This is a genomic window from Bradyrhizobium sp. UFLA05-112 (assembly GCF_053572325.1).
Window position 1 is genome coordinate 1 of sequence record NZ_JBANBK010000068.1, and the last position, 13,583, is coordinate 13,583.

A 13,583-nucleotide genomic window follows, 5' to 3' on the forward strand; every position below is an offset into this window, starting at 1 on the left:
GGGTAGCGGAGTTCGCGGCGCCACTGTGCGTCACAAATTTGTCCGAGCTATCGATGAAACCCGTCGCGGATGCATCGTGATTGCGCTCACGGGCATCTCCGCAATGCCCACACTCGCCTGAAAGATTCCCATGCTGCTCAATCGTCGTTTGCTGGTCGCCTCGCTGTGTGCGCTGGCCACACGTCCCGTCTTTGCCGAGGAGGCGCCGCCGGCGCTTCAAACCTATGAACGCGAGAGCGGCGGCAAGGTTGGCTTCTATGCCGAGAACCTCAGCTCCGGCAAAAAGCTCGCCTGGCGCGCCGACGAGCGGTTTGTCATGTGCTCGACGTTCAAGGCTTCGCTTGCAGCCTGCGTGCTGGCGCGGGTCGATCGCGGCGAGGACCAGCTTGCGGCCATGATCGGCTATCGGCAGGCCGACCTGCTCGACTATGCGCCGGTGGCGAAGGAGAACCTGTCGAAGGGCGCGATGTCGGTCGCCGACATGTGCAAGGCCAGCGTCGAGCTCAGCGACAACACCTGCGCCAACCTCCTGCTGGCGCGGATCGGGGGACCGGCGGCACTCACCGCGTTCTGGCGCTCGCTCGGCGACACCACCTCGCGGCTCGATCACAACGAGCCTGAGCTCAACCGTTCGCCGCCGGGCGACCCGCACGACACGACCACGCCCGCTGCCATGGCCGGCAATTTCCGCCGTCTCGTGCTGGGCGAAGCCCTGTCCGCAGCCTCGCGCGCAGAGCTCACCGACTGGATGGTGAACTGCAAGACCGGTGCAAAACGGCTGCGCGCCGGCTTGCCGGGAACCTGGAGGATTGGCGACAAGACCGGCAACAACGGCAAGGACGCTTCCGGCGACATCGTGGTGGCCTGGCCGAAGCCCGATACCCCCGTCGTGATTGCGGCGTACACCCAGGGCGGCACGCCGAACGCCGCGCAGATCGATACGGTGTTCGCCGCCATCGGGCGAATGGTCACTGAACGTCTGGGATGATCCGGCTGCATTGACCTCGCGCGTGCTTCCAGGCCAAGTGAAAGAATGGTGGAAGCGCGGTTTCAGATCTTTCTCATCCTGCTCGGCGTGCTCGCAGGCACCGCGCTGGTGGCGCGGCGCCTCAACATCGCACCCGCCATCCTGTTGATGCTGGCCGGTGTGGGTCTGGCTTTCGTGCCGGGCATGCCGCGGGTCGAGCTGCCGCCGGAACTCGTACTGCTGCTGGTGTTGCCGCCGCTGATCTATTCGGCGAGCGTCGCGATGAGCTGGCGCGAGTTCAAAATGAACTTGCGCCCGATCGTGCTGCTCGCGGTCGGCTGCGTGATCTTCACCGCGGCGATGGTGGCAACCGCCGCGCATTTCCTGATCGGCATGCCCTGGACCACCGGCTTTCTGTTAGGTGCCATCGTCGCGCCGCCCGACGTGGTGGCGCCGCTCGCGATCGCGCGCAAGCTGCACATGCCGCGCCGCATCCTGGTCGTGCTCGAAGGCGAAGGGCTTGCCAACGATGCCACCGCGCTGATCCTCTATCGCTTCGCGCTCGCCGCGATCATGACCGGTAGCTTCTCGTTGCCGCTTGCGACCGGCGAGTTTGTCCTCATCATTGCCGGCGAGGTCGCCTACGGCATCGGGGTCGGCTGGCTCTCCCTGCGCGCCCGCAAATGGGCCCGCGACCCGCAGGTCGAGATCACGCTGTCGCTGATCACGCCCTACCTCGCCTACTGGCTGCCCGAGCATGTCGGCGGAAGCGGCGTGATCGCCACCGTCGCCTGCGGGCTCTATGTGAGCTGGAACGGACCGTTGTGGATTTCCTCGGCGACGCGCCTGCAGGGCATCTTCTTCTGGGATCTCGTGATCTACCTGATCGAGGGCATCCTGTTCCTGCTCACCGGCTTCCAGATGCGCGCACTCTACGAGCAGTCGAAGGCGTTTCCGCTCGACGAGATCCTGATCGCGACCGGCGTGGTCGTGGCCATCGTGGTCATCGCGCGCTTTGCCTGGCTCTATCCCGCGACCTACCTGCCACGGATATTGAGCCCGAGCCTGCGCCGGCGCGATCCCTCGCCGCCCTGGCAATGGGTGTTCACGCTGGCCTTCACCGGCGTGCGCGGTGCGGTGTCGCTCGCCGCCGCGCTGGCGCTGCCCTTCGTGCTGCCGGGCGGCGAGGCCTTTCCCTATCGCGACCTGATCCTGTTCGTCGCCTTCGGCGTCATCTTCGTCACGCTGGTCGGCGTCGGCCTCGGCCTGCCCAAGGTGGTGCGATGGCTCGGCGTGGCCGAAGCCGGCCGCTCCGAACACGTCGCCGAGCATGAGGCCGAGATCGCCGCACGGCGCCAGGCGCTCGATGCAGCCCTGAGGTCGCTCGATACGCTCGCCGAAGAGAAGGAGCTGTCCGACGAGGTGGTGCACCTGCTGCGCGCCCGGCACGAAATCCGCGCCAGCCAGCTTCCCGAGTCGCTAGACCCGAGCCGCGATGACGTCTCGGCCGCCGGCACCACGCTGACGCGTAAGCTGATCACCGCAGAGCGCAGGTTCATCCACGAGCTCTTGCGCGAGGGCAAAATCACCGACGAAGCAAGGCGGCGGATCGAGCGCGATCTCGATCTCGAGGAAGCGAGTCTCGCGAACCGGGAGTTTCAGCGGGTGCCGCTGTAGCGACAATCTCCGTTGTCGTCCCGGACAAGGCCGCCACCCATATCTGAGGGATTAGCTGTGGCGGGACGCGCTTCAGCGTCAACGCTGTCATTCCCCGCGAAAGCGGGGAATCCAGTGCGCCGCAGCTCATCGATTCATAACGGACCTCTCGGAGTACTGGATCGCCCGATCAAGTCGGGCGATGACGGCTGAGAGTGTGGCAAGCAGTTCCCACCATCTCGTCATTGCGAGCAATCTACCGCCGCTCGCAAAATTGCTTCGTCGCCGCCACCACAGCCGCTGCAATCGTCTGCTGCCGCTCCGGCGAGTTCATCGCCATTTCCTCGTCGCGATTGATGATGGAACCGGCCTCCAGCAGCACCGCGGCGCTTCTCGTGCGTGAGAGCACGACGAGCTGATCAAAGCGATAGACGCCGACATCCTTGTCCAGCAACTCGTGGCGATAGCGCCCCATCAGCGGCAGGGTGTACTGGTGCGCGTACGTCAGGTCCTGGGCCTTCAACTCCCTGCCGAGAAGGCGGGCGAACGCCAGGCTCGCAGCGTATCGCGGGTTCTGCCGCGAGACGAACAGCGAATGGCCGGAAAAGCGGTCACTGAAATGGCTTCTTGCGCCTTCGAACTCCCATTCCTCCAGAAATTTGTCCGGCACGGCGTCATGGTGAATCGACAGGAAGAGATCGGCGCGCCAGTCGTTGGCGACGTTGACGCGCTTGAAGAGGCTCGGCCTCGCCCTGCCGTCCGTCACGAGCAGACGCGTCGTGGCAAAACCTTCCGACTTCAGTCTCTCCGCGATGAGCCTGGCAAGCCGTAAGTTGAACGCGAACTCGGGGTCGTTGCGCGCGCTGTCCGCGCCGAGCGATTCGGCGGTGTGACCGACGTCCACGACGATGCGGAATTTGGCCGGCTCGCATTTTTCGGGCGCTGGCTTGGGATTGGGCGTAGGCTTCGCCCGTACGATCTTCCGCGCCGACGCGGCATGGCTCATATCGACCGGCGCGCGCAACAGCGGAAGAAGCAACGCAACGACCGCTGCAATGATGGCCCTCACGAACGGCAAGCGCTACACCGGCCGCTCGCCCCTCACCGTCACGCGCGTTCCCGACCGCGTGTGGGGCCAGTAGTCCCACATCGCGCGATGCTGGGTGCAGCGGTTGTCCCAGAAGGCGATGGCGTTCTCGGTCCAGCGGAATCGGCACTGGAACAGCGGGTTCTCGGCGTGCTGGTAGAGATAGGCGAGCATCGCGTCGCTCTCGTCGCGGGGAATGCCGTTGATGGAGCGGGTGAAGCCGCGGTTGACGTAGAGGGCCTTCTTGCCCGTCACCGGATGCGTGCGCACAACCGGGTGCTCGGCATGCGGATAGGTTTGCTTGTCGGCAACGCCGTAGTTCGCATAGAGCCCGCGATAGATCGGCTCGCCGTCATGCAGCGCAGTGAGGCCGTCGAGATAGGCCTTCATGCGGTCCGACAGCGCCTCATAGGCTGCATACATGTTGGCGAACAGCGTGTCGCCGCCGCGCGGCGGACATTGCTTGATGTAGAGGATCGAGCCCATCGGCGGCTCGAGATCGCAGGACACGTCGGAATGCCAACCCTCGCCATTGGCGCGCGGCGAGTTCTTGTCGGCATAGATCTTCATCAGTGCCGGGTCTTCGTCCTCATGCGGCGCGGCGGGATGAAAATGCAGCTCGCCGAACTTGCGGCCGAAGGCGAGATGCTGCTTTGGGGTAATGTGTTGGTCGCGGAAGAAGATGACGAGGTTTTCGGCCAATGCACGATGGATCTCGTCCATCTGCCGGTTGGAGCGCGCATCGTCGGACATGAGCTTGCCGATGTCGACGCCTGATATTTCCGCGCCGATGATCGGCGTGAGTTTTTCGACGGCGATGGTCTCATAAGGCGCGCCTTCATCGGCCATGTGGCGATAGCGCGGACCCTGCTTGCCAGTAAGCGAACTCATGGGTGTTGCTCCCAATCATTGTTGATTGAGGGCATCGTAGCCCGGATGGAGCGAAGCGCAATCCGGGAGCAGTGTGTCAGCTTGCGAGAGGCCCCGGATTTCGCTGCGCTCCATCCGGGCTAGATACGCGCCACAAACAGCGGAGCAAGATTACTCCGCCGCAGTCTCCGGCACCTTGGCGCCCTGTCCGTAACGCTGGTCGATGTAGTCGATCACAAGCGCCTTGAAGTCGGCGGCGATGCCGGGGCCGCGCAATGTGCGGAACTTCTTGCCGTCGACGAAGACGGGGGCGGCCGGCGCTTCGCCGGTGCCGGGCAAGGAGATGCCGATATTGGCATGCTTGGATTCGCCGGGGCCGTTGACGATGCAGCCCATGACCGCGACGTTGAGCTCTTCGACACCGGGGTACTTGGTCTTCCAGGTCGGCATCTCGTCGCGGATGAAATCCTGGATCGAGCGCGCCAGCTCCTGGAACGTGGTCGAGGTGGTGCGGCCGCAACCCGGGCACGCCGCAACCAGCGGCACGAAGGTGCGAAAGCCCATGGTCTGTAAGAGCTCCTGTGCAACCTGCACCTCACGGGTGCGGTCGCCGCCCGGCTCCGGCGTCAGGGAGATGCGGATGGTGTCGCCGATGCCCTGCTGCAGCAGGATGCCGAGCGCAGCGGACGAGGCGACGATGCCCTTGGTGCCCATGCCGGCCTCGGTGAGGCCGAGATGGATGGCATAGTCGGAACGGCTCGCCAGGACCTCATAGACCGCGATCAGATCCTGCACCGCCGACACCTTGGCCGACAGGATGATGCGGTTCTTGGGCATGCCGAGCTCTTCGGCGCGCGCCGCCGAGAGCAGCGCGGACTGCACCATGGCTTCGCGCATCACGGCGCGGGCATCGCGCGGATTGGCCGAGGCCGCGTTCTCGTCCATCAGCTTGGACAGGAGCTCCTGGTCGAGCGAGCCCCAATTGGCGCCGATGCGCACCGGCTTGTCGTGCTTGTTGGCGATCTCGATGATGTCGGCGAACTGGGTGTCGCGCTTGTCCTTGAAGCCGACATTGCCGGGATTGATGCGGTACTTGTCGAGCGCTTCCGCGCAGGCCGGATAGTCGGCGAGCAGCTTGTGGCCGATATAGTGGAAGTCGCCGATCAGGGGCGTCGTGATGCCGCGCTTGCGCAGGCCGTCGCGGATGTGCGGAACGGCGGCGGCGGCCTCCTCGCGGTCCACGGTGATGCGGACCATCTCGGAACCGGCGCGCGACAGCGCTGCGACCTGGGCGATGGTGCCGTCGATATCGGCCGTGTCGGTGTTGGTCATCGACTGCACGACGATCGGCGCGCCGCCGCCGACGGCGACGTCGCCGACCTTGACCTGAGTGGTGTTGTGGCGCGGCGCGGGCCCCGCGATGTCGGAATCGATGGTGTTTTCGGGCTTGTTCATGGGGTCCAAATATCAGGTTTTGGTGACATTCAGCAATGCATCGCGCGGGGCCACAGCGTCTCGGCTGGGACGGTTAACTAGAAAAAGCCCAGCAATTACAAGGATAGCAGCTGCCCCGAACGTGAGGCTGAGGGTGTCATGCAGGATGAAATAGCTAGCGACGACGCCAAACAAAGGGGTGATGAAGGTAAAAGCCGACAATTTGCTGGCCGAATAGGTCTTCACCAGCGCGAACCAAAGCGTGAACGTGGTTCCGACCACCCAGACCGCCTGGAACACCATCAGCGTGATCGAGAGCGGGCCCGGGGCATGGGGAATGGTCTCGCCCAGGAGATACGCGGCCAGGCCCAGAATCGGGATCGACACCGCGACCTGGTAACCGATAGCCTTCTCCGGCGGGGCGAAGCGCAGCCGTGTCGACTTGGCGACCAGGGTTGTTCCGGCCCATAGCGCGGCGCCGCCGACGATCATGAGGTCGCCGAGCAGGACCTGTGAATCCACGTTGGGCTGCGGCACGCCGATCGCAAGCGCCACTCCGGCAAAGCTGACGGCGAGCCCGAGCCACTGCGTACCACTGAGCCGCTCGCCCAGCACCTGGTAGGAGCCGAGCGCAACGAAGAACGGCGCGGTGTAGAGGAAAACCACGGCGCGGGAAGCCGGGGTGAAGCGCAGGCCTTCATAGATCAGCACGAACTCGGCGCCGAACATCAACCCGGCGATGAGGCCTGCGGCCAGCGTGCCGTCGCGCTCGAAGAATTTTGCGCCGCGCAAGGTGCCGATGATGAACACCACCGGTAGCGCGCCCATCGAGCGGATGGTCGCCTGGAGCACTGGCGGGATATCCGGGATGACCAGCTTCACCGCGATCTGGTTGAACCCCCAGGTCAGGCACAGCATGAGCATCAGGGCGATGGCGCCGCCGCTCAAGGGGCGGCCGGCGGACGTGCTTGTTGGTTCTATCGACATGTCTTCCCGGGACCGGCTTGGCGCCGTTGTTATCAAGAAGCTTTCTGACAATGGGTGCAGGTGCCCGTGATCTCGACCACAGACAGTTTGGGGGCAAAACCGGAGGCGCGGGCAGCCTGGTTGAGACCCTGTGCGACGGATGCCGCCGGAATCTCGCCGACGAGGCCACAGCGCTCGCAGATCAGGAACGCGACCGCCGAGGTCGCGTCATGGTCGTGAGCGCAGGCGAGATAGGCATTGCGACTCTCGATCCGGTGCACAAGGCTATTGGCCATCAGGAACTCGAGCGCACGATAGACCGTGATCGGCGCCGGCCGCGGCATCGATTTGGCCAGCTCGTCGATCACCTCATAGGCGCCGAGCGGTCGATGGCTGGAGAGCAGCGCCTTGAGCACCTCGCGGCGGATCGGCGTGAATTTCTGCGCGCGCTGCTCGCAAACGGCTTCCGCATGCGTCAAGGCATCCGCGGTGCAGCGGCCGTGATCGTGGTCAGGCGCGGGAAAGGCCGGCTTTGCAAGGCTCATGGCGCAGACCTTTAGCATTTCCGGAACGGGAACCCAAAGAGCGCGGTCTCGAATGGCTGCCAGCCATGCTTTTCCGGCGGAGCAGCGCCGCGTTACGTTGCCATGAAATAATCATAAGCTTGCTTATTATATGCCAAGCTTATTGGAGACCAAGCTTATGAGCCGCACGTCGGTTGATCAGAACTTCCTGTTCACGCTCGGCGAACTGTATCGCCTGTTGCGGGTCTATGCCGACAAGGAGGCATCCCGCTACGGCATCACCCGCGCGCAATGGGCGGTGCTGGCCAAGGTCGAGCGCAGCGAGGGCATGAAGCAGTCCGAGCTTGCCGAGCTGCTGGAGATGCAGCCGATCACCCTGACGCGGCTGATCGACAAGCTCTGCGACAATGACTGGATCGAGCGTCGCAGCGACGCTTCCGACCGCCGCGTCAACCGCCTCTATCTGAAGAAGGCCGGCCGCTCGCTGCTCGGCAGGATGAGCGGCCTGAAGTCCGAACTCACGGCCAATGCGCTCGACGGCATCAACCCGGCGGACGCCCACCGTCTCCTCACCCAACTCGAAACAATCAAGGAAAACGTGCGCAACGCCATCCAGACCAGCGGAGCGGAACAAGCGCGCAGGGAGCAGCGCTATGGCTGATCAGGTCCTGAAATTCGTCCCCGAGCAGAAGGGCGGCCAGAGCGGCAAGCCAACCAAGAAGGTCGCGGCCGAGCCGCGTCGCCGGCTGCTGGCCGGCCTGCGCCGCTATCGTCGCTTCCTCCTGATGGTGGTGCTGCCCACGGCGGCCGCGATCGGCGGCATCACCTTCTATCTGCATGGCGGCCGCTACGTCGGCACCGATGATGCCTATGTCGGCGCACAGAAGGTTTTGGTGACGCCCGACATCTCCGGCAAGATTGACAAGGTCGTCGTGAAGGAAGGCCAGCTCGTCAAGCAGGGCGATGAGCTGTTCGAGATCGATCCGGTCCCGTTCCGTCTTGCGGTGCAGGAGGCCAAAGCGCAGCTCGCGCAAGCCAGGACCACCTACGACAACCTCGTCGCCAACGTCAAAATCTACGGCCAGATGCTCGATCTCGCCCAGCAGGGCATGGATCTGAAGCAGCGCGACGTCGAGCGCAAGCAGGCGCTGGTGAAGAACAATTATGGCTCCCAGCTCGACCTCGACAACGCCTCGAACGCATTGGTCACGGCCGGCGCGCAGGCGCAGTTCGTCAAGCAGCAGCTCTCCAATGCGAAGACGCAGCTGCTCGGCAATCCCGACCTGCCGCTGGAAGAGTTCCCGCCCTATGTGCAGGCCAAGGCCAAGCTGGATGACGCCCAGCGCAATCTCGACCATGCCGTGCTGCGCGCGCCGATGAGCGGCGTGGCGACGCAAGTCGACCAGATCCAGCTCGGCCGCTTCGTCGCCGCCGGCACGCCGGTGTTCTCCATCGTCGACATCGCGCATCCCTGGGTCGATGCCAATCCGAAGGAGAGCGACCTCACCCATGTCGCAGTCGGGCAATCAGTCACGCTCGAGGTCGATGCGTTCCCCAACCATGTGTTCAAGGGCAAGATCGGCTCGCTGTCGCCGGGCACCGGCGCGCAGTTCGCGATCCTGCCGCCGCAGAACGCTACCGGCAATTTCGTCAAGGTCGTGCAGCGCGTACCGGTGCGGATCTATTTCGACGACAGCGACAAGTTCGTGAAGAAGCTGAAGGCCGGCATGAGTGTCTATGCCACCATCGACACCGGCCATCAGCGCTCGCTCGCCGGCCTGTTCGGCCTGTCGGCGAACGCCAACCAGGACAAGGAAGACTGACGTCGATGTCCGGTTCCGCCAGTACAGCGATGGTCCCCGGCCTGCGCCGGAACATGGTGACGATCTGCGCCATGACCGCGACCATCATGCAGGCGCTGGACACGACGATCGCCAACGTCGCCTTGCCCTACATGCAGGGCACGCTGTCGGCCTCACAGGACCAGATCAACTGGGTCCTGACCTCCTATATCGTCGCCGCCGCGATCATGACCGCCCCAGTCGGCTGGATCGCCAACCGCTACGGCCGCAAGCGCATCTTCATCATCTGCTCGGCCGGCTTCACGCTCGCCTCCGTGCTGTGCGGGCTCGCGCAGGACATCAACCAGATGGTGCTGTTCCGCCTGCTTCAGGGCGTATTCGGCGCCGCGCTGGTGCCGCTGTCGCAGGCGGTGATGCTGGATTCCTACACGCTCCAGGAACGCGCCAAAGCGATGTCGATCTGGGGCATGGGCGTGATGATGGGCCCGATCATGGGTCCCTCGCTCGGGGCCTGGCTGACCGAGACCTATTCCTGGCATTGGGTCTTCTTCGTCAATTTGCCGTTCGGCGCTATCACCGTGCTCGGCCTGATGGTCTTCATGGACGAGACCAAGAAGGATCTCAGCCTCAAATTCGACTGGTTCGGCTTCACGGCGCTGGCCGTCGCCATCGGCGCGCTCCAGCTCGCGCTCGACCGCGGCGAGCAGCTCGACTGGTTCGAGTCGGCCGAGATCGTGACCGAGTTCGTCGTCTCGGCCGTCGCTTTCTATTATTTCTTCGCCCACTCCTTCACGACCTCGCGGCCGTTCATCCGCTTCGCGCTGTTCAAAGACCGCAACTTCCTCACCGGCTGCATCTTCATGACGGTGATGGGGCTCGTGCTGTACTCGACCATGGCGCTGGCCTCGCCTTACTTACAAAACGTCATCGGCTATCCCATCATCACCGCGGGCGAACTGCTCGCAACGCGCGGCTTCGGCACCTTCCTCGCCATGATGGCGGTCGGGCGCATGATGCGCTATTTCGAGGCGCGCACGCTGATCATTGCCGGGCTCACGCTGACCGCCGGCTCGCTGTTCCAGATGACCGGATGGACCGACCAGACCCAGGCGCTCGAGATCATCACGGTCAGCATCTTTCAGGGTTTTGGCTTCGGCCTCGTGTTCGTGCCGCTCTCCACCGTGTCGTTCCTGACGCTGCCCAATGACCTGCGCACCGACGGCACCTCGATGCTGACGCTGCTCCGCAACGTCGCAAGCTCGGTCGGCATCTCCATCGTCATCGCCGAGCTGACCCAGGGCTCGCGCAAGACCTATGCGATCCTCTCCGAGCACATCAACCCGTTCAACCACGCGCTTCAGATGCCTGATGTCGCCGGCATGATCAACCTTTCCACCGACGCCGGCCGCGCCATGGCCGACAAGATCGTCGCCATCCAGGCGCAGATCATCGCCTTCGCGCACGACTACCAGCTCGTGATGATCTTCATCCTCTGCACCATCCCGCTGGCCCTGATGATCGGCTCAACCAAGGCCGCACTGCGCAAGCAGGCGGCCGGGCCGGAGCATGCGGTGATGGAGTAGGGGCCGCTCGTGCCCCGGACGCAGCGCAGCACGCAGTGATGCGCTGCTGAGCCGGGGCCCAGGCCGAGTGGCAACATAGGTCACGGTTCTGCGGCGCATCGCTACGCGCTGCACCGCGCCCGGGACACGAGCAAATCACTCCAAAAACTCCTCGCAGCCGAGCTCGTCGACGGCGAGCAGCACCCGCTGGAGGTTGTTCCACCAGATCACCGGCGGGATGTTGACGCTCCATTGCCAGACCGGGTTGGTGATGTGCCAGAGCACCGACTGGCGATAGTCGCGATCAAGCGCCTCGCGGCTGTAGCCGGTTACGCCGTGCGCGATCAACGTGCCGTAGTAGCTGTCCAGCAGCGGCCGTTCGAGCGCCCGCCGGGTCTCGGGATACCATTGCAACGCCATCATGTAGGCGAGGTCGCCGGTCGGCACGTTGATGCGCCATTGGTCGAAGTCGAAGATGCGCACGGTATCGGCGACGGCGGCGCGCGGCAGCAGGAAATTCCAGGTGTGGGCATCGCCGTGGATGATGGTCACGTGGCGGCGCGAATGGTAGCGCTGGAACAGCCGGTCCCATTGCGCGAGCAAGCGATGGAAGAGATCGCGCCGCTCCTCACCGAGGCGATCGCCGAGCATGTCGGCAAAGCGGTCGTAATGACCGGTGAACGTCTCCAGCAGATTTGTCGTCTCGGCGGCGCTCATCCAGACGCCAACCGTCTCGCCGAGACTTGGGTGATCCCACCACGCTGCGTGCATGCGTGCGAGCGTGGTGACGATGCCCATCGCCTGTCCGTGTGATGGCGGCAACGGCCACGCCGTCGCGATCTCGTGGCTGTCAGTCAAATCTTCCAGTGTCAGATGCCAGGCAAGGCTCTCCTCGTCGAAATGTCCGTCGAAGCAGCGCGGCACGAGCCGCAAGGGCATCCTGGGTGCAAGCTGCGTGTAAAAGGCCACTTCGCGCCGGCCGGCATTCGGCAGCGACTTGGCGAACGACGCGTGGGCCGTCTTCAGGATCAGGGACTGCGGCGCGCCATTGGACTCGCCGACATAGCGCAGACCAAGGCGCGTGATATGCGACAGGATCGTGTCGCGCGATGACAGGACCTTGACCTCGCGCACCGCGCCGCGGTCCAGCGCGCCGGCCTTGCGCAGCGCGGCGGTGAGATACGCGGCGTCAGCGACCGCCGGTAGTTGTGGAGTTGTCATGAAGCGCGCCCCGTGTGCCGCGCTCATCCTGCACGATCACACGGGGAAGCGCCAGCCGCGCCGTCGGAAAAGCGGCGCTCCGATCTCACACGTCGAAGAACACCGTCTCCTCGCCGCCCTGGAGCCGCAGGTCGAGGCGATAGACCGGCTTGGCCGCATCGCGCTTCGCAATCAGCGTCGCGCGGCGATCGGCGGGCACCAGCGCCAGCACGGGATCGTTGGCGAGGTCAGCATCGTCGCTGAAATAGATGCGGGTGTAGAGATGCCTGAGCATGCCGCGCGCGAACACCGCGACCAGGAGATGCGGCGCCTGCGGCTTGCCGTCAGGATCGGGCACCACGCCCGGCTTGATCGTATCGAAGGAATAGTTGCCGTCCTTGTCGGTGCCGCAGCGAGCGAAGCCGCGGAAGCTGGCGTTCGGCAGGGCGCGCTTGTCCTGCGGGTCGGCAAACCGTCCCTGCGCATCCGCCTGCCAGATCTCCAGCATGCAGTCCGGCACGGCGACGCCGTCGCCGTCGAACACCTTGCCCTCGATGCGGAGGCGGTCGCCGGTGACGTCGGGCGTAAGCGTCGAGTTGGTGAACGCGTCGTTCCACTCATAGTCGCCGGTCGGCGTCAGGCCGTATTTGAAGAACGGACCGACGGTTTGCGATGGCGTGATCCCGTTGGGCTTCACAGAATCCTGCACTTAAGTGTTCTCCATTGGCGTGGCGTTCTTGCCGCGCAGCACGACGTCAAAGCGATAGCACAGCGCCCATTCGGGCTTGGTGTTCTCGAGATCGAAGGATGAGACCATCCGCATGCGCGCCTTCTCGTCCGGCACCGAGTTGAAGATCGGATCGAACGGGAACAGGGGATCGCCGGGGAAATACATCTGCGTCACCAGGCGCGTGACGAAAGAATGGCCAAACACCGAGAGATGGATGTGCGCGGGCCGCCAGGCATTGTGATGATTGCCCCAGGGGTAGGCGCCGGGCTTGATGGTGACGAAGCGGTAGTAGCCCGACGCATCGCTCTGGGTGCGGCCGGCGCCGGTGAAGTTCGGATCGAGCGGCGCAGGATGCTGGTCACGCACATGCACGTAGCGGCCGCAGGCATTGGCCTGCCAGATCTCGACCAGCGAATTGGGTACGCCGCGGCCATCCTCGTCGAGCACATGGCCGTGCACGATGATGCGCTCGCCGAGCGGCTCGCCCTTGTGCATGCGGGTGAGATCGTTGTCGCCCTCGCGGACGGTTTCGTGGCCGTAGACCGGGCCGGTCAGCTCCGCGAGCGTGTGGCGCATCGGGATCAGGGGCTTGTGCGGCGCCCGCTTGATCGAACTCTTGTAGTCGGGCGACAGCGGCAAGGGATGCGCCTTGTTGCTGTCGACGGGATAGATGAATGTCATGGCCAAACTCCTCCCCGGCCATTTTAGTCCGGCCGGTCAACGCTTCCGCCAATCATTATAGGATATAACTAATTGGGGGAAGCGGTTTGGCGATCCTCCTACGC

At 64.4% G+C, this 13,583-nt stretch carries 13 protein-coding genes; 5 read left to right on the top strand and 8 right to left on the bottom strand.

Features of this window, described 5'->3' with window-relative positions:
• Positions 1 to 130 precede the first annotated feature (130 nt).
• Positions 131 to 988 (top strand): class A beta-lactamase, encoded by an 858-nt coding sequence (gene bla / locus SO180_RS30850; protein WP_449382601.1) that lies wholly within the window; start codon positions 131 to 133, stop codon positions 986 to 988.
• A gap of 48 nt (positions 989 to 1,036) precedes the next feature.
• Positions 1,037 to 2,644 (top strand): Na+/H+ antiporter, encoded by a 1,608-nt coding sequence (locus SO180_RS30855; protein ID WP_449382602.1) that lies wholly within the window; start codon positions 1,037 to 1,039, stop codon positions 2,642 to 2,644.
• 235 nt (positions 2,645 to 2,879) lie between these two features.
• On the opposite strand, the gene SO180_RS30860 is transcribed toward SO180_RS30855, so the two are convergent.
• From SO180_RS30860 to SO180_RS30880, 5 genes are all read right to left on the bottom strand, one after another.
• A complete protein-coding gene (locus SO180_RS30860) occupies positions 2,880 to 3,629 on the bottom strand; it encodes an N-acetylmuramoyl-L-alanine amidase (RefSeq protein WP_449382636.1) in 750 nt (249 codons plus the stop codon).
• Positions 3,630 to 3,704: 75 nt separating this feature from the next.
• Entirely contained in the window at positions 3,705 to 4,601 is an 897-nt protein-coding gene (locus SO180_RS30865; protein WP_449382603.1) for a TauD/TfdA dioxygenase family protein, read from the bottom strand.
• Between the two features lie 150 nt (positions 4,602 to 4,751).
• Positions 4,752 to 6,035, bottom strand: a complete 1,284-nt coding sequence (ispG, locus tag SO180_RS30870) for a flavodoxin-dependent (E)-4-hydroxy-3-methylbut-2-enyl-diphosphate synthase (protein ID WP_027524016.1) — start codon at positions 6,033 to 6,035, stop codon at positions 4,752 to 4,754.
• Between the two features lie 12 nt (positions 6,036 to 6,047).
• Positions 6,048 to 7,001 carry a DMT family transporter gene (locus SO180_RS30875; RefSeq protein ID WP_449382604.1) on the bottom strand — a complete coding sequence of 318 codons (954 nt, stop codon included), beginning with the start codon at positions 6,999 to 7,001 and terminating at the stop codon, positions 6,048 to 6,050.
• Between the two features lie 32 nt (positions 7,002 to 7,033).
• Positions 7,034 to 7,525: a Fur family transcriptional regulator gene (locus SO180_RS30880; RefSeq protein ID WP_449382605.1), complete on the bottom strand. Its 492-nt coding sequence runs from the start codon at positions 7,523 to 7,525 to the stop codon at positions 7,034 to 7,036.
• A gap of 157 nt (positions 7,526 to 7,682) precedes the next feature.
• On the opposite strand from SO180_RS30880, the gene SO180_RS30885 reads away from it, so the two are divergent.
• From SO180_RS30885 to SO180_RS30895, 3 genes are read left to right on the top strand one after another with little or no spacing between them, the layout of a single operon-like run.
• A complete protein-coding gene (locus SO180_RS30885) occupies positions 7,683 to 8,165 on the top strand; it encodes a MarR family winged helix-turn-helix transcriptional regulator (RefSeq protein WP_449382606.1) in 483 nt (160 codons plus the stop codon).
• Entirely contained in the window at positions 8,158 to 9,327 is a 1,170-nt protein-coding gene (locus SO180_RS30890; protein WP_449382607.1) for an HlyD family secretion protein, read from the top strand. The genes SO180_RS30885 and SO180_RS30890 overlap by 8 nt, the downstream gene beginning before the upstream one ends.
• A gap of 5 nt (positions 9,328 to 9,332) precedes the next feature.
• On the top strand, positions 9,333 to 10,889 hold the full coding sequence (locus tag SO180_RS30895) for an MDR family MFS transporter (RefSeq protein ID WP_449382608.1): 1,557 nt from the start codon (positions 9,333 to 9,335) through the stop codon (positions 10,887 to 10,889).
• Positions 10,890 to 11,024: 135 nt separating this feature from the next.
• Here the strand turns inward: SO180_RS30895 and SO180_RS30900 are convergent, their stop codons facing one another.
• The 3 genes from SO180_RS30900 to pcaH all read right to left on the bottom strand — a co-directional run bounded on the left by SO180_RS30900 (position 11,025) and on the right by pcaH (position 13,479).
• Positions 11,025 to 12,089, bottom strand: a complete 1,065-nt coding sequence (locus SO180_RS30900) for a phosphotransferase (protein ID WP_449382609.1) — start codon at positions 12,087 to 12,089, stop codon at positions 11,025 to 11,027.
• An 85-nt stretch (positions 12,090 to 12,174) separates the two neighbouring features.
• Positions 12,175 to 12,777, bottom strand: coding sequence for a protocatechuate 3,4-dioxygenase subunit alpha (gene pcaG, locus SO180_RS30905; RefSeq protein WP_449382610.1), 603 nt, complete (start codon positions 12,775 to 12,777; stop codon positions 12,175 to 12,177).
• Positions 12,778 to 13,479, bottom strand: coding sequence for a protocatechuate 3,4-dioxygenase subunit beta (gene pcaH, locus SO180_RS30910; RefSeq protein WP_449382611.1), 702 nt, complete (start codon positions 13,477 to 13,479; stop codon positions 12,778 to 12,780).
• Positions 13,480 to 13,583: the final 104 nt, after the last annotated feature.

Bases quoted from the DNA above. Each gene is read 5' to 3' on its own strand.
- bla (WP_449382601.1), top strand. From the start codon at position 131: ATGCTGCTCAATCGTCGTTTGCTGGTCGCCTCGCTGTGTGCGCTGGCC.
- SO180_RS30860 (WP_449382636.1), bottom strand. From the start codon at position 3,629: ATGAGCCATGCCGCGTCGGCGCGGAAGATCGTACGGGCGAAGCCTACG.
- SO180_RS30865 (WP_449382603.1), bottom strand. From the start codon at position 4,601: ATGAGTTCGCTTACTGGCAAGCAGGGTCCGCGCTATCGCCACATGGCC.
- ispG (WP_027524016.1), bottom strand. From the start codon at position 6,035: ATGAACAAGCCCGAAAACACCATCGATTCCGACATCGCGGGGCCCGCG.
- SO180_RS30875 (WP_449382604.1), bottom strand. From the start codon at position 7,001: ATGTCGATAGAACCAACAAGCACGTCCGCCGGCCGCCCCTTGAGCGGC.
- SO180_RS30880 (WP_449382605.1), bottom strand. From the start codon at position 7,525: ATGAGCCTTGCAAAGCCGGCCTTTCCCGCGCCTGACCACGATCACGGC.
- SO180_RS30885 (WP_449382606.1), top strand. From the start codon at position 7,683: ATGAGCCGCACGTCGGTTGATCAGAACTTCCTGTTCACGCTCGGCGAA.
- SO180_RS30890 (WP_449382607.1), top strand. From the start codon at position 8,158: ATGGCTGATCAGGTCCTGAAATTCGTCCCCGAGCAGAAGGGCGGCCAG.
- SO180_RS30895 (WP_449382608.1), top strand. From the start codon at position 9,333: ATGTCCGGTTCCGCCAGTACAGCGATGGTCCCCGGCCTGCGCCGGAAC.
- SO180_RS30900 (WP_449382609.1), bottom strand. From the start codon at position 12,089: ATGACAACTCCACAACTACCGGCGGTCGCTGACGCCGCGTATCTCACC.
- pcaH (WP_449382611.1), bottom strand. From the start codon at position 13,479: ATGACATTCATCTATCCCGTCGACAGCAACAAGGCGCATCCCTTGCCG.